At 44.7% G+C, this 20602-nt stretch carries 17 protein-coding genes; 7 read left to right on the plus strand and 10 right to left on the minus strand.

The features are described from left to right. The 4 genes from ACRD7A_RS02465 to ACRD7A_RS02480 all read left to right on the plus strand — a co-directional run bounded on the left by ACRD7A_RS02465 (nucleotide 1) and on the right by ACRD7A_RS02480 (nucleotide 5514). Nucleotides 1–1203: a class I SAM-dependent rRNA methyltransferase gene (locus tag ACRD7A_RS02465; RefSeq protein WP_430809763.1), complete on the plus strand. Its 1203-nt coding sequence runs from the start codon at nucleotides 1–3 to the stop codon at nucleotides 1201–1203. A gap of 16 nt (nucleotides 1204–1219) precedes the next feature. Further along, complete coding sequence (locus ACRD7A_RS02470; RefSeq protein ID WP_430809764.1) at nucleotides 1220–2470, plus strand: DEAD/DEAH box helicase; 1251 nt, start codon at nucleotides 1220–1222, stop codon at nucleotides 2468–2470. Between the two features lie 100 nt (nucleotides 2471–2570). Further along, a complete protein-coding gene (locus tag ACRD7A_RS02475; RefSeq protein ID WP_430809765.1) occupies nucleotides 2571–4694 on the plus strand; it encodes a Tex family protein in 2124 nt (707 codons plus the stop codon). Nucleotides 4695–4869: 175 nt separating this feature from the next. Beyond that, nucleotides 4870–5514 (plus strand): Crp/Fnr family transcriptional regulator, encoded by a 645-nt coding sequence (locus ACRD7A_RS02480; protein WP_430809766.1) that lies wholly within the window; start codon nucleotides 4870–4872, stop codon nucleotides 5512–5514. Between the two features lie 87 nt (nucleotides 5515–5601). Here the strand turns inward: ACRD7A_RS02480 and ACRD7A_RS02485 are convergent, their stop codons facing one another. From ACRD7A_RS02485 to ACRD7A_RS02510, 6 genes are all read right to left on the minus strand, one after another. Further along, nucleotides 5602–6378 (minus strand): SDR family NAD(P)-dependent oxidoreductase, encoded by a 777-nt coding sequence (locus ACRD7A_RS02485; RefSeq protein ID WP_430809767.1) that lies wholly within the window; start codon nucleotides 6376–6378, stop codon nucleotides 5602–5604. 90 nt (nucleotides 6379–6468) lie between these two features. Continuing rightward, on the minus strand, nucleotides 6469–6813 hold the full coding sequence (locus ACRD7A_RS02490) for a TM2 domain-containing protein (RefSeq protein ID WP_430809768.1): 345 nt from the start codon (nucleotides 6811–6813) through the stop codon (nucleotides 6469–6471). 7 nt (nucleotides 6814–6820) lie between these two features. After that, entirely contained in the window at nucleotides 6821–7120 is a 300-nt protein-coding gene (locus ACRD7A_RS02495; protein WP_430809769.1) for a DUF2752 domain-containing protein, read from the minus strand. 271 nt (nucleotides 7121–7391) lie between these two features. After that, the gene (locus ACRD7A_RS02500; RefSeq protein WP_430809770.1) at nucleotides 7392–8750 is read right to left on the minus strand and encodes a peptidylprolyl isomerase; all 1359 of its coding nucleotides are present in this window, start codon (nucleotides 8748–8750) and stop codon (nucleotides 7392–7394) included. 228 nt (nucleotides 8751–8978) lie between these two features. Further along, nucleotides 8979–9839 carry a hypothetical protein gene (locus ACRD7A_RS02505; protein ID WP_430809771.1) on the minus strand — a complete coding sequence of 287 codons (861 nt, stop codon included), beginning with the start codon at nucleotides 9837–9839 and terminating at the stop codon, nucleotides 8979–8981. 45 nt (nucleotides 9840–9884) lie between these two features. Then, nucleotides 9885–11795 carry a peptidylprolyl isomerase gene (locus ACRD7A_RS02510; RefSeq protein WP_430809772.1) on the minus strand — a complete coding sequence of 637 codons (1911 nt, stop codon included), beginning with the start codon at nucleotides 11793–11795 and terminating at the stop codon, nucleotides 9885–9887. 167 nt (nucleotides 11796–11962) lie between these two features. Between ACRD7A_RS02510 and ACRD7A_RS02515 the strand changes: the two genes are divergently transcribed. The 3 genes from ACRD7A_RS02515 (at nucleotide 11963) to ACRD7A_RS02525 (ending at nucleotide 16313) form a co-directional block, all read left to right on the plus strand. Beyond that, entirely contained in the window at nucleotides 11963–13576 is a 1614-nt protein-coding gene (locus ACRD7A_RS02515) for an ABC-F family ATP-binding cassette domain-containing protein (RefSeq protein WP_430809773.1), read from the plus strand. Between the two features lie 109 nt (nucleotides 13577–13685). Next, complete coding sequence (locus ACRD7A_RS02520; protein ID WP_430809774.1) at nucleotides 13686–14417, plus strand: lysophospholipid acyltransferase family protein; 732 nt, start codon at nucleotides 13686–13688, stop codon at nucleotides 14415–14417. 123 nt (nucleotides 14418–14540) lie between these two features. Further along, complete coding sequence (locus ACRD7A_RS02525) at nucleotides 14541–16313, plus strand: hypothetical protein (protein WP_430809775.1); 1773 nt, start codon at nucleotides 14541–14543, stop codon at nucleotides 16311–16313. Between the two features lie 84 nt (nucleotides 16314–16397). On the opposite strand, the gene tilS is transcribed toward ACRD7A_RS02525, so the two are convergent. The 4 genes from tilS to ACRD7A_RS02545 form a co-directional block, all read right to left on the minus strand. Further along, complete coding sequence (gene tilS, locus ACRD7A_RS02530) at nucleotides 16398–17741, minus strand: tRNA lysidine(34) synthetase TilS (RefSeq protein WP_430809776.1); 1344 nt, start codon at nucleotides 17739–17741, stop codon at nucleotides 16398–16400. Between the two features lie 4 nt (nucleotides 17742–17745). Continuing rightward, nucleotides 17746–19047, minus strand: coding sequence for an anthranilate synthase component I family protein (locus ACRD7A_RS02535; protein WP_430809777.1), 1302 nt, complete (start codon nucleotides 19045–19047; stop codon nucleotides 17746–17748). Between the two features lie 205 nt (nucleotides 19048–19252). Then, the gene (locus tag ACRD7A_RS02540; protein WP_430809778.1) at nucleotides 19253–19807 is read right to left on the minus strand and encodes a 2-oxoacid:ferredoxin oxidoreductase subunit gamma family protein; all 555 of its coding nucleotides are present in this window, start codon (nucleotides 19805–19807) and stop codon (nucleotides 19253–19255) included. 29 nt (nucleotides 19808–19836) lie between these two features. Continuing rightward, nucleotides 19837–20601, minus strand: a complete 765-nt coding sequence (locus tag ACRD7A_RS02545; protein ID WP_430809779.1) for a thiamine pyrophosphate-dependent enzyme — start codon at nucleotides 20599–20601, stop codon at nucleotides 19837–19839. Nucleotide 20602: the final 1 nt, after the last annotated feature.

A 20602-nucleotide genomic window follows, 5' to 3' on the forward strand; every position in this document is an offset into this window, starting at 1 on the left:
ATGACAGAAGTGATTGAAGAACGCCCGCAACTGGTGCTTAAGCAAGGAAAAGAACAAAGTCTCAACCGTTATCACCCCTGGGTGTTTTCTGGTGCCGTTAAAGGCGTAAAAGGACCCGAGCTACAAGAAGGTGATATAGTGGAAGTGCGCGACAGTATGGATAATTTTCTAGCGCTGGGACATTATATCATCGGCTCCATCGCCGTGCGAATACTCAGCTTTGAGCAACTGCCTATCAACTATTCATTCTGGAAAAGCAGAATACAGAAAGCTTATGAACTGCGCAAAGCGGTAGGCCTTATCGATAATAAAAATACCAACGCCTTTCGCCTGGTACATGGCGAGGGAGATTATCTGCCAGGCTTAATCATTGATTACTACAATGGCACTGCCGTAGTGCAGATGCATACCGTAGGTATGTATCTCGAAAAAGATAACATTGCCAAAGCATTGCAGGAAGTACTGGGTGATCGTTTACAATCCATCTTCAACAAATCCGAAGGCACCATGCCCTACAAGGCAGATATAGAAGCTGTCAATGGCTATATTTACGGCAAAAGCTCAGAAAAAATTGCTCTGGAGAACGGCCTTCAATTTAAAGTGGACTGGGAACGTGGACAAAAAACAGGCTTCTTCGTTGATCAGCGCGAGAATCGCTCACTAATAGAACACTATAGCAAAGACCGTGAGGTACTCAACATGTTTTGCTACACGGGAGGCTTCTCCTTTTATGCAATGCGAGGAGGTGCCAAATCAGTACATTCTGTCGATAGCTCGGAGCGAGCCATACAGATCACCAAAGAAAATGTGGATCTCAATTTCCCCGATGACACACGCCATGAGGCCTTTGCCGTGGATGCTTTTAAGTACCTGAATAAGATCAAAAATAAGTACGACCTGATTATTCTCGACCCACCGGCATTCGCCAAGCACGTAAACGTGGTGAAAAACGCCTTGCAGGGCTATCGCCGCCTAAATGCCAAGGCACTGGAGCAGATACGTCCCGGCGGCATACTGTTCACCTTCTCATGCTCTCAGGTAATTAGTAAAGAGCAATTCAGGACCATGGTATTTTCCGCTGCTGCACGGGCCGATCGTAAGGTTAGAATACTGCAGCAACTCACGCAACCGGCCGATCATCCGGTTGATATTTACCACCCGGAAGGAGAGTACCTCAAGGGCTTGGTTGTTTATGTTGAATAAGACTAAATGTAACGTTTTGGAATTTAAAGAATTTGGATTTTCAGATGAATTGATGGATGGCCTTGATGCTATGCGTTTTGAGAAAGCCACACCTGTTCAGGAAAAAACAATCCCCATCATAAAAGAAGGCAAAGACTTAATTGCCTGCGCACAAACCGGTACCGGTAAAACGGCGGCTTACCTTTTGCCCGTACTGGATAAACTGGTTAAGTATGGCCACAACGACATCAACGCCTTAATCCTTGTTCCAACACGTGAGCTGGCCATTCAGATTGATCAGCAGATGGAAGGTTTTGGCTATTTTCTTGATGTGTCATCAACCGCCATCTACGGTGGTAATGATTCCGGTGAATGGAACCGACAGAAAACCGCGCTAACTACCGGTGCCGATATCGTTATCGCCACGCCGGGACGCCTTATTCAGCACCTTACCATGGGCTATGTTGACATGGGCACCCTGCAGCACCTTATCCTCGATGAGGCCGACCGCATGCTTGATATGGGATTCTTCGACGACATCATGCAAGTGGTGAAACATCTGCCGGCAAAACGTCAGACACTCATGTTCTCGGCTACCATGCCCCCAAAGATCAGGGAGCTGGCCAAGAACATACTGAACGAACCCGACGAAGTGAATATCTCTATCAGTAAACCGGCCGAAGGCATTCTGCAAGCCGCCTATATGGTGTATGATACACAGAAAATACCCTTGCTGAACACTTTACTGAAGGACAAGGATCTACCGAGCATTATTATTTTTTCATCCACCAAACAGAAGGTGAAGGAAATAGCCCGTTCACTGAGTAAAAATGGATTTAACAGTGCTGCCATTAGCTCTGACCTGGAACAGGCTGAACGCGAAAATGTGCTGCGCGACTTTAAGAACCGGAATATACAAATACTGGTGGCCACCGATATTATTGCACGAGGCATCGACATTGAAAAGATTGACTTGGTAATTAACTTTGATGTACCCCGCGATGCCGAGGATTATGTGCACCGGGTGGGTCGTACTGCACGTGCGCAAACACAGGGCGTAGCCATCACCCTCATCAACGACAAGGAGGTACTGGAGTTCCATAAGATTGAACGCCTGATTGAAAAGGATGTTTATAAAATACCTTTAAACCCCGAGCTGGGGGAAGCGCCTGAATACAACCCTGAGGCACTCCTCAAGAGACGCCGAGGAAAAGGTGGCGGAGGAAAAGGCAGAGGTGGCAATAACAAGCGCAAGCCACAAAAGAAAAGAGCACCACGTAAAAACTAATATCTACCTACACCTTACCCAGAAAAAAATTCCTTACCGGCTTACTTATAAATGGAGCCGGTAGGCGATGCTTTGCTTATACCCCATAACGAACCACTCAATGATGCAATTACCTCAACTGATAGCGCAGGAGCTGAAGCTAAACCTGCAAAGTGTAGAAAATACAGTAACGCTTCTTAACGAAGGCGCTACTATCCCTTTTATCAGCCGCTACCGCAAGGAAATGACTGGCAGCCTCGACGAAGTGCAGGTAGGTGCCATCAAAGAGCGATACGATAAGCTACTGGAGATTGAGAAACGCAAGGAAACCATTCTCAAATCGATCGATGAGCAAGACAAACTGACACCTGAACTGGAAGCTGCCATCAAAGGCACTTTTAATGCCACCGAACTGGAGGATATATATTTACCCTACAAGCCCAAGCGCAAAACAAGAGCCGTTAAAGCCCGTGAAAAAGGCCTGGAGCCACTGGCTAAAATCATGATGAAACAGTACGAGCGGGACATCCAAAGTCGCGCTTCAGCCTTTATTAACGACGAGGTACAGAACAGTGAGGAAGCCTTACAGGGCGCCCGCGACATTGTTGCCGAGTGGGTGAATGAACACCAGGTAGGACGCGAGATTGTTCGTTCAGTATTTGAAAAGGAAGCCGTCATCACTTCAAAAGTTGCCAAGGGAAAAGAGGAAGAAGGCATCAAATACAAGGACTATTACGATTGGAGTGAACCCTTACGCCGCTGTCCATCCCATCGTTTCATGGCGATGCGCAGGGGCGAAAAAGAAGGCTACTTAAAACTATCCATATCGCCCGATGCTGAGAATGGGATACAGCGACTGGAGCGATTTTTTGTAAAGGGCAACAACAGCGCCTCGGAGCAGGTAGCTTTGGCCGTAAGCGATGCTTACAAGCGTTTGCTGGCACCCTCCATCGAAACCGAATTTACTAATCTATTCACGGGAAAGTCTGATGAGGAGGCCATTCGTGTATTTGCCGAGAATCTGCGTCAACTGCTGCTGGCATCTCCCTTGGGACAAAAGCGCGTGTTGGCTCTCGACCCGGGCTACCGCACCGGCTGTAAAGTGGTATGCCTCGATGCGCAGGGTAACCTACTGGAGAATACCACAATTTATCCGCATCCCCCACAAAACGACCATGAGAAAGCTGCACAGCGTGTGAAGAAACTCGTGGAAAAATACCAAATAGAAGCCATCGCCATTGGTAACGGTACAGCATCGCGCGAGACCGAAGCCTTTGCTAAAAAGCTACCTCTAAGTAATAATCCACAGATTTTTGTAGTGAGTGAAGACGGTGCATCGGTCTATTCAGCCGGCAAAGTGGCGCGTGAAGAATTTCCCGATCATGATGTGACCGTTCGCGGTGCTGTTTCCATCGGTCGTCGCCTGATGGATCCTTTGGCTGAACTGGTAAAAATCGACCCCAAATCCATTGGCGTGGGGCAGTATCAGCACGATGTGGATCAGACAGCCCTCAAAAAATCACTGGATACAGTGGTGGAATCCTGCGTTAATGCCGTTGGTGTTAACCTGAATACTGCCAGCAAGCATTTGCTCACCTACGTGTCGGGGCTCGGACCTCAGCTGGCACAAAACATCGTTAACTACCGCGCCGAAAATGGTCCTTTTGAAACGCGCGATAAACTAAAAAAAGTACCCCGCCTGGGCGCCAAGGCCTTTGAACAGGCTGCCGGTTTCCTACGCATACATAAGGCAAAAAACCCGCTTGACAATACGGCAGTTCACCCGGAGGCCTACAAAGTAGTTAAGCAAATGGCAGCCGATATGGGCTGTAAAGTCGATGATTTGATTGCCGACAAGCAACTGCGCGAAAAAATTAACCTGAAGGATTATGTGAGCGATACCATAGGTCTGCCCACCCTTAACGATATTATGAAGGAATTGGATAAGCCAGGACTGGATCCGCGCAGCGAAATCAAAACTTTCGCCTTTGCCGAAGGAATTTACAGCATCGACGACTTGCATGAAGGGATGGTATTGCCGGGGCTGGTAAGTAACATCACCAATTTTGGAGCGTTTGTGAATATAGGTGTTAAGCAAGACGGCCTGGTGCATATCTCTCAACTAGCCGATCGTTATGTGAGTGATCCTAACGATGTAGTGAAACTGCAACAACAGGTACAAGTAAAAGTACTGCAAATAGATCGCAGCAGAAACCGTATTCAACTGAGCATGCGGGATATTTAAGCAATATTTTTCAGGAAACTTAAATCACACTCTCTGTTTTTCAACCAATACTTTCCCGCTTGTCACCCTTTTTTAGCTTATGGGTGTCTGTTATCATAGACGAAGAAGAGCGTTTTTTTGAAGGTTGGCGTAAACCTTAACTTCTTCGCTACATAACCTATATAAATGCAAAAAAATGGAAGGAACCAGGGAAAGCAGAGAGCATTTATTCTCTTCATTTAACAAATGTGCCATGTACGAAAGTGGCGAGGTTGTTTACAATGCTAATAGCAAAGCACAAACGGCCTACCTTGTTAAAAAAGGCATGGTTAAACTATACAGTATTGGCGCTAAAGGCAATAAGCAAATAGTGCGCATGGTGCCTGAAGGCGAAATCATTGGGTATTATTCGCAGTTTACCAATGAGCCGGAAATTACCGGATGCGAGTGCCTGGTGAATACGGTATTGTGCGAGCTATCGGAACACAGCCTGCAGGAGGCCTTTAAAACTGATAGCAGTCTGGCACTTTCCATGCTTCGCAAAGCCTGCACAGAGATTAAAGAAACCTGTGCTTCCATTATGGATCTGAGTCAGAAAACCGTGCGCGGACGTGCGGCCAACATTTTGGTAAAACAAATGGAGCTATTCAATGTAGAAGAGGGTCACAACTTCCCTATACGCATCACCCGATCAGACATGGCCAGCTGGATTGGCACCTCTAAAGAATCGGTAAGCCGATCACTCAACGATTTTGTGCGCGAAGGACTCATTCAAATGGATCGCGACACTATCAAAATCACTAATCTAAAAGGACTTAAGCGAGTTAGTATAGTCAGCTAGCAGCAAGATTGTTCAATCACACACAGCTCATCGGATGACTACTTGTAAAAACAATCAGCCATCCGATGAGTGAGGCATGCTTGAAAATTAAACCTCCTGCATTTTACGCACCTGGCGCAAAATAATTTTTATAGGTAAAAAAGGCAGCAACTTCATTAATATCTGCTGGATAAAGGTAAGCCCGGCAGTATGGTTAATTTTTCCTTTCATCATTGCAATATAGCCCGCTTCTGCCACGCGCTGTGCCTTGGCTGTTCTCTTAAAAACAGGAGTTTTATCCATGCCCGATCGCGCGCCGAATTCGCTTTCTGTTGCACCCGGCATCAGGTTAGTAACGGTAACACCACTGCCCCGCAATTCCTCGTGCAAAGCGTTACTAAACGAAGTAACATAGGCTTTGGAAGCGAAATACACCGCCTGATAAGGTCCCGGCATACGACTCACCGTAGAAGATACATTCAGTATCCTACCGCTTCTGCGCTGCTTAAATTGCGGAAGAAACAAACGAGTGAGCAGGGTCAGTGCGGCAATATTGAGTTGAATCATCTGTAAATGAAAGGATGCATCACGACCATCGAAAGCCCCCAATCCACCAAAGCCGGCATTATTGATCAGGTAATCAACCACAATGTTTTCCTGCTGCACTTCATCGTACAAAGAGCGAACAGCCGCCATATCGCTTAGATCCTTTTCGATAACCTTAACACAGATTCCATACTCAGTCTCCAGCCTGTTTTTAAGCTCAACTAACTTATCTACACGCCGTGCCACCACAATCATATCACCACCGTGCCGGGCATGCACACAAGCCAGCTCCTTTCCTATACCTGAGGAGGCACCAGTTATCAGAGCCACACGTTTCATATTACATTTAATTTATTATCATAACATTACCTTAAGCCACTGAAGCTTCGCCTTACCATAGCCAGCACATCACCGTTAGAACGAAGCGTTCTACTTAATAAGTATTTTTACTTCGCGTGCCACTTGCTGATTGTACTCAAAGGCAAGGTTTTTATGGTTTACTAAATCCACAATGGTACCAATAAAGCACAATCCCGCTGTAAAAAAATACAATATGCCCATGCCAATATGATTCACAAAAAAGCGGTGTATACCAGCAAAGCCAAAGAAGCCCAACAAGGCCGTTAGTAAAATGGTTTGCGGGTCTTTGCGACGCCCACGATAGATTACCAAAAAGTTTTGTATCTGCTCCTCACTCATGTCTTTAATCAGTGAGTCTAAAAAAATGGCTTCTTCACCTTCCACCTCAGGTAACAGTGTGTAGATCTTACTCATAGTACAGTTAATTAATAATAGTTATATCTTTTTTTAGAATTGAATAACAACGATGTATTAGCACTAAAACCGCCAGAATAGCCAGGGGATGCATTTGCCACGAAGCCATCAATTGTCCGTGCAATAGATAGATAATAGCACGTCCTAATCCACAACCCGGGCAGAAATCAAAGCCCAGATGATTGAAAATACACAGGCTAAAATGCGTTTCTTCGCCCGGTGAAGATACGGCTAATGAAACAAGGGCAATTAACCAAAAATAAGCTTCTAAATGGGAGTTTTTATACTTGTAGGTTACTCGTTTCACACCTTATCAGTTGAATATCATCAAAAATAAGCAATTTTATAGGATGGCAATGCCCCTCAGCTACTTTTTTCACTTCCTTCCTGCGTCTGTAACTATTGGCCTATTTTGCTCATATACATTTTCTCCACGGAACGATTCTCTATAAGCACCTTACCATAGAGAACCGTTCCCAAAATACTTATTGAACGATCGACTACCGGACATATTTATTCCATAAAAAAACTCCGGAACAAAAGCTGCTCCGGAGTTTTAAGTCGCGCCATTAAGGCTGCTATTCCTTTATCCAGTTATCGTATTCAAAATCGCAGTTCACCCAATTTTTATCAATGGTGATATAGGTCTCCTGCTGCTTGGTCTTAATCCACTTATCCAGCGTTTCCTGCCGTTTATTGCCTTCCAGCATCGTTTGCAAGAGCTGATAATCTTCTTTTAGGTTGGCCCTATGCGGATCCGACTTACGTTTGAGCTTAACCAAACGAACTGTTTCTTTTCCCTTGCGCTCGTCCAACATAAAGAATGTTGGAGACATATCGCCTTCCTTCATGGTCTGCAACTGCTTATTTATATCAACAGGGATCTGCGCCAGCTCAAACTTGGAGGTTCCTGTTTGCGGATTTACCATCTGACCACCACTGGTACGAGAATCTTTATCCATTGAGAAACGCAGTGCCGCCTCTTCAAAGCTCATGGTCTCATCACTTATCAGACCACGGATTGTATCCAAACTAGTCTTTGCCTGCTCTTTCGCCTTGGCAGTCACCTTGGGCTTTAGCAAAATATGGCGACAATTAATCCGCTCGCCCTTACGATCGATCAGCTGAATAATATGATAACCAAACTCTGTTTCCACTATTTTCGATACTTTCTTTTTGTCCTGCATATTAAAGGCAACGCTGGCAAATTCCGGTACCAGACCAGAGCGCGGCATCCAGCCCAGCTCACCACCGCGGGTAGCTGTACCCTGATCCTCTGAGTAAAGCACTGCCAGGGTTGCAAAATCACGCCCTTCATTCACCTGCTTCTGAAAATCACGCAACCGCGCTTTCACACGATCAATCTCCTTTTGCTCCACCTTGGGATACAGTACAATCTGCTGAAGCTCATATTGCGTAGGAACCATGGGAAGGCTGTCCTTATCAAGATTACGGTAATAGCCTCGTATCTCAGCTGGTGTCACCTTAATATCCTTGGTAATCTCCTGCTGCATACGCTGAGTCAGCATCTGGGTGCGCACCATCTCCATTTGGTCGCGCTTAATCTGCAAGAGTGACTTATTAAAATACTCCTCCAGCTTATCTTTATCACCAATCTGCTGTATGAAAAAGTTAATGCGCTGATCCACCTGGTTCACCACTTCATTTTCACCCACCTCAACACTATCCAACTTGGCCTGATTCAAAAGCAATTTACTGATCAAAGCCTGCTCAAATAAATGACACTTCAGATCACCTGCATAGTTAGCCCCTTCGACCAGGGCTTGCTCATACTGATGTTCAATATCCGATTTAAGAATGGCATTATCGCCCACCACAGCAATTACCTCATCAATTACGTTGGTTTGGGCATTCAAACTTGTTAAAGAAAGGGAGGCTGTGACTATCAGCACACTCAACCTGATGAATCTCTTCATATTCATTTATTTGTAAATCTATTCTTTATACTTTTTATGGCGTAAGTCTACTTATATTTAGACCCAAAACCCGGCCTTAAACCATAGGCAAATGCAAACCTACATAATTTTTTGCTGCTATTATCAATAGTTTATAAGTTTTTAGCCTATCTACCCATGCCATTCTCACCCAGGGATAATGAAGGCAATTGAGAACAAATCAAGCAACAAAAAGACAGATACACACCTCTAATAAAAGGAGATGGACTTATTTTTTAATGCCTCTTCGTATAAATCTGTTTCCAACTGCTTGATGAACTTAAGCCGTTTTTTATTTAATAAGATAGCCTTAATCTTACCCTCAACAAAATCCAGCGGAGCCAGCTCATTACTTAACTTATATTCTTTAATAGATAAAAAATAATGGTATAAGGAGTCAGCCGTCTCATGATGATTGTTATAACGGATAAAGCGCTCGGGACGGTTGATGGGCTCTGGGAGTCGTTTATTGATGTTATCCATAGTCAACCAATGATCAAGAAACACCTCATAACGATGCGCATTTTGAAAACAGTAGGCTTCCAATCGCACCAGATCCTCGGCCTCATCCGACCTGTATAACTCCTTTAATTTGTCAATATTGGGAGCCGATTGGGGCACAATAACAAAAACACCTTTAATAATGGGCTCCGATAGCATAAAATTATCCTCCATCTCGGTATAATATTTTTGGATTTCGGAACCTGTAATTAACGGGCTATATTTCTGCTGCAACAGCTTTTGCTGATACTGATGAATTAACAGTGATCGACGGTATTCTTCCAGCAGCGCAGCCACATCCTTCTCCTCCGGAGTTAGATTAAGCTCGGCTTTCTTAAGCAAAAGCTCAGAGCGGATCCAGCGGTTTATATAATCCTGCGTAAAGATAATACTGTCTTCTTTTGTTAAGTTATTAGGTATGGCCTGATAAACCATTCCTTTGGTAAGTATGGTTTCTCCTATTTTCACCAGCGGTTCTTCATTAATGGAATCACCGGATTGATTACACGCTGACAGCAGTATTGACACAATCATTATTACTGTACCAGAGAGTCTTAACGCTACATTCATTTATGTTGGATATTTATAAATTCTCTGGCTAAAGTACTGCATTGTCTATTGAAAAACAAAAGTGTTCACCTGCGGCTTGTACTTATTGCGTAGCCGCTCTACCCACTGCTTTTCCAGTGCCTCCTGATAGTCAGATATTACGCGTCCGCGCACTACATCCAGCGGCTGAATATGCGAAGGTACTATTTCACCATCGGGCACAGCGTAGGGATAATCAGCGTCAATAACCTTTCCTTTGCTCTTCCAAACCAAAGCATCCAATTTGGGCTCCTCTCCTTTTAAGAAAGGACCTTTCTTTTCCAATATCCCCTCACGCATTTCCTGGTCGAGTGAGTCAAGCGACAGACCCGTATTTTTACGCAGCATCTTTTTTAATTTCTTATACACCGTCTTGGACTTACAGTAGAGTAAACGGCCCTTGAAATACTCATCCGCACGGTATTGCTCTTTATGGTTCTCATAATAGGCTGCAAGTCCAACACTATCCTCTGAAGCCTTGGTCCATATCTCTTTTTGGCTAATTTCAAAAATCAGAAGTCCGTCATGATATTCCTGCATCAAGAAACGAAAGTCAGGATAACGCTCCTCCAGCCTGCTTTTCTCATAATTAATCAAGACATCATCAGCATATGAATTCCATAATTGAGTAATCCTACCCGTTTTCGTTTCCTCAGGGCGCCCACCACTATGCATGGTGGCATAATGCATGAAATCATTAGCATTAACAACCTGATCATCAAAGCTTGCAAGTTTAAGATTAGACACACCATTCGCCTTAAACGAAGCATCGTCATAATCTAAACCATACTTACCTAAAAACATCTCAACTTTTTTCAATGCCTCTTCATTTACACGGTAATCATACTCGTTCTTCAAGCGCTCCAGCGTTGCCTTTTTCCCGGCAAAAGCCCTTTCATCCCGTTTTATCTTTTGTAATATCTCTTCACGAGCCTCTTCCAAGGGCTTTACCGGACGTACATCAAGGCGTTTAATAATATGCCATCCAAAACGCGTCATAACAGGCTTAGACATCTGCCCATTGGTCTTCAAAGCAAAGGCAGCATCGCTAAAAGCAGGCACCATCCGACCTGTACCAAACCAAGGTAATTCTCCCTTTGCATCCAGCGTTTGCCGATCGTCAGAATATTTTACTACCATATCCTCAAAAGAGGCACCGGCCTGCAGCTGTCGATAAACAGAATCGATCATAACTTTGGCCTGCTGCCGAACCGCTTCATCGGCCTGATAAGGGAAGGACCTCATGATGTGTGCCACCTTTATCTCTCCCTTATTCTTGCGTTTATTATGAACTTTAATAAGGTGATACCCAAAGCTGGTACGTGTAATATCGGAAACACTGCCAACAGGCGTGTTATAAGCTGCCTTTTCAAAAGGATACACCATCATAAAAGCCCCAAAATATCCCAGATGACCATCACTCTGCTGTGCCGACGGACACTGAGAATATTTTTTGGCCATCGACACAAAATCAGCTCCTTCGTTTAACTGTTTTTTAATAGATGCAATCGTTGTATAGGCTTTTAAGGTATCCTCCGGCGTAGGGGATGCCGGAAATTTAATTAATATATGAGAGGCTTCCACTTCGTAAAGGCTATGCTCATATGCCTCACGCACTACTTCATCAATGGCTTTTTTATCATTCAAATAAGGTTTAGCCAGCTCATTGCGATAGTAATTTAACTCATCTTTAAAAGATGTTAGCGTATCGAAGCCCTGCTGCATAGCTTCCACCACCTTTAGCTTATAATTCACAAATAATTCAAGATACTGCTGCCGACTCATCGGCTCCTGGGTAAGGGTGTTATTTTTCTCATAGATATAGTTAAACTCATCCAGGCTATAATGATTATCTCCAATGGTAAGCACTGTTTTCTCCTGAGCCGCCATGTAAAAGCAAAATGGCAACAGAAGCATAAAACTAAGGATACGATTCATTCTCTTTTTAATTTAGTAAACATATTTCAGAACGCTTGTACAAATAATTTATTGTAACTAAAATAAGCACACTGTTTCAGGCCTTGTCAAAACCTTTTTTAACACTCACTTAAAGCTTTATTAATTAAATCTTTCTAATTTTGCGCCCTGAAAAATCGAGTTGCAACATGATTACAGTTTCTGATTTAGCCATTCAATTTGGCAAAAAACCCTTATTCTCTGACGTTAACCTTAAGTTTACGCCGGGTAATTGTTATGGTCTAATTGGTGCCAACGGTGCCGGTAAATCCACTTTCCTGCGCATTATGTCCGGCGAACTGGACTCCACACGCGGTAAGGTAAAAATGGAACCGGGCGAACGCCTGTCGGTACTAAAACAGGACCATTATGCCTACGATGAATTTACCGTTTTAAACACGGTGATGATGGGCCATAAAGAGATGTGGGAGCTAATGCAGGAAAAAGATGCCCTGTATATGAAACCCGACTTCAATGAAGAAGACGGCATGAAGGCTGCCAAGCTGGAAGATGACTTTGCCGCCATGGGAGGCTGGAACGCTGAAAGCGATGCCGCTGAATTATTAAGCGGACTGGGCATTAAAGAAAATCTGCACCATCAGGAAATGAAAAACCTGACGGGTAAAGAAAAGGTGCGCGTACTTTTAGCACAGGCTTTATTTGGGAATCCTGACAACCTGCTGCTGGATGAGCCCACCAACGACCTTGACCTGGAAACCGTACTGTGGCTCGAAAACTACCTGGCCAATTTTGAAAATACAGTGATTGTTGTATCGCACGACCGTCACTTCCTCGATAATGTATGTACCGATATTGTTGATATCGACTACGGAAAAATACGCATGTTCTCGGGTAACTACTCCTTCTGGTACGAATCAAGTCAGCTGGCAGCACGTCAGCAGGCGGCGCAAAACAAGAAGGCGGAAGAGAAGAAGAAAGAACTACAGGAGTTTATCTCGCGCTTTAGTGCCAACGTGGCCAAGAGTAAGCAGACCACTAGCCGTAAAAAAATGCTTGATAAACTTAATATCACTGAAATTCAGCCATCAAACCGACGCTATCCCGGAATTATCTTCCAACCTTCGCGTCCGGCAGGCGATCAGATATTAAAAGTAGAAAACCTGAGCTATTCGATTGATGGAGAAGTAATGTTTAAAGACATCAACTTCAACATTGAGAAAGATGAAAAGGTAGTTTTTATTTCGCGTGACAACCGGGCCGTAACTGCTTTCTTTCAGATTATTAACGGCGAGAAAAAGGCAGATACAGGTAACTTTGAATGGGGACAGACGATTACAAGCGCCTATTTGCCCATGGACAACACCGAGTATTTTCAAAAGGAAGTGAAGTTATACGACTGGCTGGCTCAGTTTGCCAAGGATACCTCAGAAGATTACATGCGCAGCTTTCTGGGAAAAATGCTGTTCTCTAATGACGACATTGAGAAGAAGGCAACCGTACTGTCGGGAGGTGAGAAAATGCGTTGCATGATTGCACGTATGATGATGGAAGAGCCCAACGTGCTCATTCTGGATCACCCCACCAACCACCTTGATCTGGAATCGATTCAGGCTTTTAATAATAATATGAAAACTTTCCCAGGACAGATTCTCATGGCCTCTCACGACCACGAGTTTATTCGTACCACCTGTGGACGCGTTATTGAACTAACGCCCAATGGTACTGTCGATAAACTCATGGATTTTGAGGAGTACCTGGCCGATGAGAGCATCAAAGCTGTACGGGACAGTAAATACGCTTAGGCACACAACAAACCAATATACTACAATTTGGAGAAAAGGGGGTAAAAGTAGCTATTTACCCCTTTTTTTTGTTTTTTTGCGCCCTGAATAAAACCATAATAGTATTACCATGAAAACCATTCTTGGCTACCTCCTCACCCCAATCTTCCATCTTTATTTCGGACTGGTACTGGTCATCTTTCATTTGCCCCAGGTGCTCGCTCATAAATTATTGGGCGACCACGCACGACGCAAGGTAGTTGATGCACTCAATTTCTGCCTGGTGAAGGGGCTTCACCTAATGGGCTGCCAGATTAAATTCTCAGGCCTCGACAATTTACCCGAAGATCGTCCACTCATTATCGTATCGAACCACCAAAGCCTATACGATATACCAGCGGTGGTGCATGGTTTCAGAAAACATTATCCGAAGTTTATTTCAAAAATTGAACTGGGTAAAAACCTACCCAGCATTTCCTATAACCTAAAACATGGTAAATCGGCCCTTATTGATCGAAATAACGGTTCCCAGTCGGTGAAAGAAATATTTAAACTGGGTCGCTTAATCCAGGCCAATAACTATGCAGCCTGCATTTTCCCGGAGGGTACCAGAAGCAAAACCGGTCGTGTTAAAAAATTTATGAGTGCCGGCATCAATACCCTATTGCGTGCCGCACCCAATGCACTGATCGTTCCTTTTGTTATCGATGGGCACAGCCGTATGATGTATAAAGGAATGTTCCCCTTAAAATTTGGTGAAAAAATAAACTACACTGCCCTGTCGCCCATAGACCCCAAAGGTAAGGATGTGGAAGAATTAGTTACTGATATTCAGAAGTTAATAGAAGACAAGCTAAAGTAGTAAATTAGAACAAAGGATACTAATGTTCTAAACATCTGATATTAAAGAAGAAACGACCCTCGGGTCGTTTTTTTTATCCCTTTTATTCCCCTAACTTCGCTGCTTGAAATAATCATAAAGCCAATGAATTTATTAAAACAACATTCATTTCACATTCCGGTATTGGGCTTGGGATATACCCTCGATACACCCATCAACGTGGCACCCTACGGTATCTCGTCGGTAATATCGCTTGTGGATGATAAACTGATGGAGCAGATGCGCGAGTTTTATTGCAATAAATTTGACTTGCCATTCAAAGCCATCTCAGACAAGGTAGAGGATTTCAGAGCCAAACGCATCACACTGTACCTGAATATGGTAGATGATCTGGTGAGTGCGAAAGTTGCGGAGCTTAAAAAATCAGCTTTTGAAAAGGGCAGCGAGCTTGAAAAATATTTTAATATGCTGCCAGACTTCTCAGCCGTCAAAGAAAAGTTTAACCTGGGTGAAAAAAGTCGCCAACTTAAGAGTGAGCTTAGCACCTGGATACAAGAGCACCTGCCGGTGGGAGACATTGATGTGAACATCATGACCAAACTGGACAAGGTAAATTATAAGGATGGTGAGCAGTTGCCCATCGAATTCAATGATGCCCATGCTGCCGTTCGAGGCTTTGCCCAAAGCAAGCTTAGCTCATCGTTGGTGCTGTCGGCAGGAATGAGTCCACGGCTCTTTAGCTACCTGGAAAGATTCAAAGATTTTTTTCCGGATGCTGATGGAACGCTGAAAAAGAAAATCATCCTGAAGGTCAGTGATTTTCGTTCTGCACTGGTACAAGGAAAAATGCTGGCTGCCAAAGGACTGTGGGTATCGGAATACCGCATCGAAAGCGGTGTTAACTGCGGCGGTCATGCCTTCCCCACCAATGGCGTTCTGTTTGGTCCCATCTTAGACGAGTTCAGGAACAACCGCGACAAGCTAATAGAAACCTGTAAAAGCGCCTATGAGGCCGCATTGGGTAAAAAAAATCTTCCGGTGCCTGCCGAAACACCTGTCATGAAAGTGACGGCACAAGGTGGCGTAGGTACTAACGAGGAACATCGCCTTCTAATGGATCACTATCGCATGGACGGCGTTGGCTGGGGCACTCCCTTCCTGTTGGTACCTGAAGCCATCAGTATCGATCAGAAAACCCTTGACCTGCTAAAAAAAGCCAAGGAGAAAGACCTTTACTTCAGTGGCCTGTCACCCCTGGGTGTTCCCTTTAACAGCGTTAAATGGGCTTCCATGAGCGAACAACGCTTGGCAAATGCCGCAAAAGGACAACACGGCATGCCTTGCACTAAGCAATATTTAAAATACAACACCGAGTACACCGATAAACCAATCTGCACGGCCTCTAAGCAATACCAGAGCAAGAAACTGGCTGAACTGGAGGCTCAAAACCTACCGGAAGCAGATTATAAGCGTGCTTACGATGCTATTATCGAGAAAGAGTGCTTGTGTGTGGGATTGGGAGTTTCACTGCTTGAGTCAAAAGGGATACAGATTGGAACCAGCGATAAGGTAACAGTTTGCCCGGGACCCAACCTGGCCTATTTCTCCAACGAAATGAGTCTTAAGGACATGGTGGATCATATCTATGGTCGTAAGAATGTACTGGATGACCGCCCGCGCCCACACATGTTTATCAAGGAGCTGGGTATGTATTTGGATATTTTTAAGAATCGCTTGGAAAACTATCTGCGACAGCCGGATGATGCCAAAGAGCAAAAGCAGCTTAAAGCGTTTCAGAAAAATATTATGGACGGTGTGGCCTACTACACAAGTCTGTTTAAGGACAAAAAACAAGATGTACTAGCACAACTGGAAGAGCTACTGAATAGCTATCCGGTTATTAAGCACGATATGTAAAGAAAAGATGGGGATGTCCGGTAATTAAGCTTGACACGAGCGCTATATATTGCCGGACACCCTCTTTATATTTTAGCCCTTAGCCTATAAAGAATCTGCCAATTTTAAGGCTATTTCCACGATGCGACGGGTACGATTGCTCACCTTGTAACGCTCATCAATACGCTTACCTAGCACCCACACAATATCCTCGCCACTCAGCAGCAACCAGGCATCTTCTTTATCTTTCAAACTGTATTTTTCATCGATGAAGAAATCGCTTAGTTTCTTAAAGCCCTTCATGCCCAGCGGCACAAAGGCATCGCCCTGCTTCCATTTACGCACTAAAAGAGGAAAATCTAGTAAATCGGCATCCAAATGAATAAGGGTTGACTGACGTGAAAAGCGAAAATCATCCGGTTTCTCATACACCTTCACCTCCATCGTCAAGGCAGCCTTGGTAGTTCCTTCTTCCAACCAAAAATGCTGCACACCGATGTCTTCAATTGGCAACACCAACAGGTTATGCCGGTCTTTAATCAACCGATGGGTGCTACTAAAAAACTGTTTTCCTGATCGACCATGCAGCTGTTTTACCACTTCACCCACCACGGCTGAATTAAAACCATAAGGCCTTAAAACCTCAAACAGCAAGGAGGCGCAATGCGGATAATCATCCAGCCTTGAAATAGGAATCATCACCTTATTATCCTCTACTACTACATCCGTATCGATAAAACGCGACACCTCGCTCTCCAACAATAAAGCCGCATCGTTCAGGTGCCTCAGATTGGCCTGCATGGTCTCAAAAAAAGTTGGATTCATTTGCTCAAATACAGGAATAAGCTCGTGGCGAATTTTATTGCGCATAAACTTAGTATCATCGTTAGAGGCATCGTGCCGGTAAGCAATTTGCTGCTCGGAACAATAACGCTCAAGAACCAAACGCTTGCAGCTGAGTAAAGGACGCAACACCTTACCGTGACGATAGCGGATACCGCTTAATCCTCGTACACCTGTACCCCGAACCAGATTCAGAAAGAAGGTTTCGATGGCATCATTACCATGATGGCCGGTCACCACAGCATCAAGGCCATGCTCTGCCATCAAGGCATCAAACCAGCTATAACGCAAGTCGCGAGCTGCCATCTCAATGGACACCTTATACCGTGAAGCATAGCCCGTGGTGTCAAAACGGCGGGTGTGCAAGGGAATGGCGCGGGCTTGACAAAAACTAGTGACCAGTTGCTCATCAGCATCAGACTCCTGACCACGAAGCTGAAAGTTGCAGTGTGCTGCCACCACAGAATAACCAGCATCGGCAAGCACATTGAGCAAAGCCATTGAGTCGGCACCGCCGCTGGTGGCCACCAGTAACTTATCGTGTGACGATGCTCCACAGCGTGCCGTCATCACTTTTCTAATTGCTTCTGTATCGAGGATTTGCATTGTATCAGGGTTTAATATTAAACACTTTCATAATGGCCGATGCTTTTAGCAGGCATTCGTCATATTCTTTCTGTGCATCGGATTGATTCGTAATAGCTCCCCCCACCATAAAGGAAGCACACTGCTTCTTGCGATTATATAGAACACTGCGAATCACTACATTAAAATCAAAATCACCGTTGGGTGAGACATAGCCCACAGCTCCGCTATAGAGTCCCCGCCGGCTTTTCTCATATTTTTCAATCAGCTGCATGGCACTAATTTTTGGCGCCCCAGTCATGGATCCCATGGGAAAAGAGGCTTTGATGGCATCTAGCCATGTTTTTCCCTCATCCAACTCTGCCGATATGGTAGATATCATCTGATGAACCTGGCGAAAGGAGTAAATGCCGCACAGCTCGTCCACCTTAACCGTCCCTCGAGCCGCTACCTGCGACAGATCGTTACGTACCAGGTCGCAGATCATAATATTTTCTGCCCTTTCCTTCTCTGACTGCAAGAGATATTCCTTATTGCCTTTATCGATTAAAGGATTGGAATGACGGGGCGAAGTGCCTTTTATGGGTTGCGAAACAAGGCGGCAGCCCTCCTTCTTCAAGTAACGCTCGGGCGAAGCTCCCATTAAAAATTTATCGTGGCACTTGACAAAAGCGGAAAATGGCGTGGGCGATATTTCCCTTAGGCGCTGATACACCCAATGGGGCTCAGTATCAAGGTGCTGAATAAAGAACTCCATACAATAATTCAGCTCATAAATATCTCCCCGCTGAATGTGCCATAATATTTGCTCAATAGCCTCAAGGTATTCAGCATGCGAAACCTGCTGATTTAATTTCAGATTGACCGGCAGCTCACCAGCGGGACGATAAGGCATCAAGGAATCGATGTAAGCTAATACCGATGCTTCATCATCTTCAGGTTCTGAATAACTCACCTGCCACTTATCGCCATCGTACAAGAAGAGATAGCGCGGACGAAAGAAGTTAAGCACCGGCATCCCGATACGATCAGGTAACTGGGAGCTGAGATCCTCCAACTCATTTTTTAAGTCGTAGGACAGGAATCCCAACAGCCAATCATTGTGCTGATGATGGAAGGAATGAAGCTGATGAAAATCCTGACAAGGAGGCTCAAGTGCCTGTAGGCCGGCAATAAAATCATAATGCCGCTTACCCTGCTGATGGCCCCTTGCTTTAAAACCATTGCTATCCAACACTACAGCGTGCCCTTCACCGATAGAAGCCTGACACAACTGCTGCTTGAATAATTCACCATCTTCGGGATGAATATCGAGGTATTTACGCATTTTGCAAAAGTAGGAAAAAATGAGTTAAGTATTTTCCAACAGTGCAGCTCCCAGGGAGCACACTTAGCTATCACAAAATCTCTTAATTCCGCCAATTAAGCTAACACCTCAAAGATGATTCCGGAGGGACTTCATATGCATAACACTCTACCAAAAAGAGCACACCAGGGATGATGTGCTCTTTCTTGGATATGAACAAGTTGGATTACTCCACCAACGATACTTCTTTAATAATCTGGGCTCCCTGATCAATGGCCTTCTCATTCATCGGAATAAGATGGTGGTGACGCTCTGGCAGGGATTTCTTCAGGCCGGCTATTACATTCTCCATTTTCACCAACGGCTTCACCTTCAGGTAGGCACCCAACACAATCATGTTAAAGGTTTTAACAGCGTGCATACGAGCCGCCTCTTCGGTGGCATCCACGCGGAAAATATTGATATCGGTGCGTTCGGGATGACGTGTGATACCATTACCATCGTAAATTAGGGTACCCCCCGGCTTCACATCCTTCTCAAATTTATCCATCGACTGCTGATTAAGAATGATGGCCGTATCGTATTCGTGCAGGATGGGTGAGCTGATACGCTCGTCGCTTAAGATAACCGTTACATTGGCTGTACCTCCGCGCATCTCTGGGCCGTAAGCGGGCATCCATGACACTTCCATATCTTGCATCACACCCGAGTAAGCCAGTATTTTACCCATTGAGAGCACACCCTGACCACCAAATCCGGCTATAATTATTTCTTCTTTCATTTCTTAAAATTTTAAAAAATTAAACCGAACTACTCGTTTTTCATATCACCCAAGGGGTAATAGGGAAACATATTTTCTTCCATCCACTCGTTGGCTTTAGTAGGTGTCATCTTCCAACCTGAGCTACAGGTTGATACCACCTCTACCAGCGAAGTACCCTTGTTGGCCGCCTGATTCTCAAAGGCCTTCCGCAAAGCTTTTTTGGTTTTGCGTACGTTGGCAGCCGTGTGCACCGACTGACGTGTAACGTAACAGGTACCGGGCAGCTGAGCCAGCAGTTCTGAAATCTTAATAGGCGCTCCATCGTGGCTTACATCCCGTCCGGCAGGACAGGTAGAAGCCGGCATACCGGGCAGCGTAGTAGGGGCCATCTGGCCACCTGTCATACCATAGATACCGTTATTGATAAACACCATCACAATGTTTTCGCCACGGTTACAAGCGTGAATGGTTTCGGCGGTACCAATGGCAGCCAAGTCACCATCTCCCTGATAGGAGAAAACATATTTTTCGGGCATCAAACGCTTAACAGCAGTTGCGAGGGCAGGCGCACGACCGTGAGCGGCTTCCTGCCAATCGATTTCCAGGTAATTGTAGGCCAGTACAGAACATCCAACAGGTGCAATACCAATTGTCGTTTCCTGTATTCCCATTTCTTCAATTACCTCAGCAATTAATTTATGCACTGTACCATGGCTACATCCGGGGCAGTAGTGCATCACATTATCGGTAAGAACATCAGTCTTTTTGTAGATGATGTTTTCAGGTTTTATAATTGTGTTTATATCTGACATT

The organism is Carboxylicivirga longa, assembly GCF_050589825.1.
GTDB classification, from domain to species: Bacteria; Bacteroidota; Bacteroidia; order Bacteroidales; family Marinilabiliaceae; genus Carboxylicivirga; species Carboxylicivirga longa.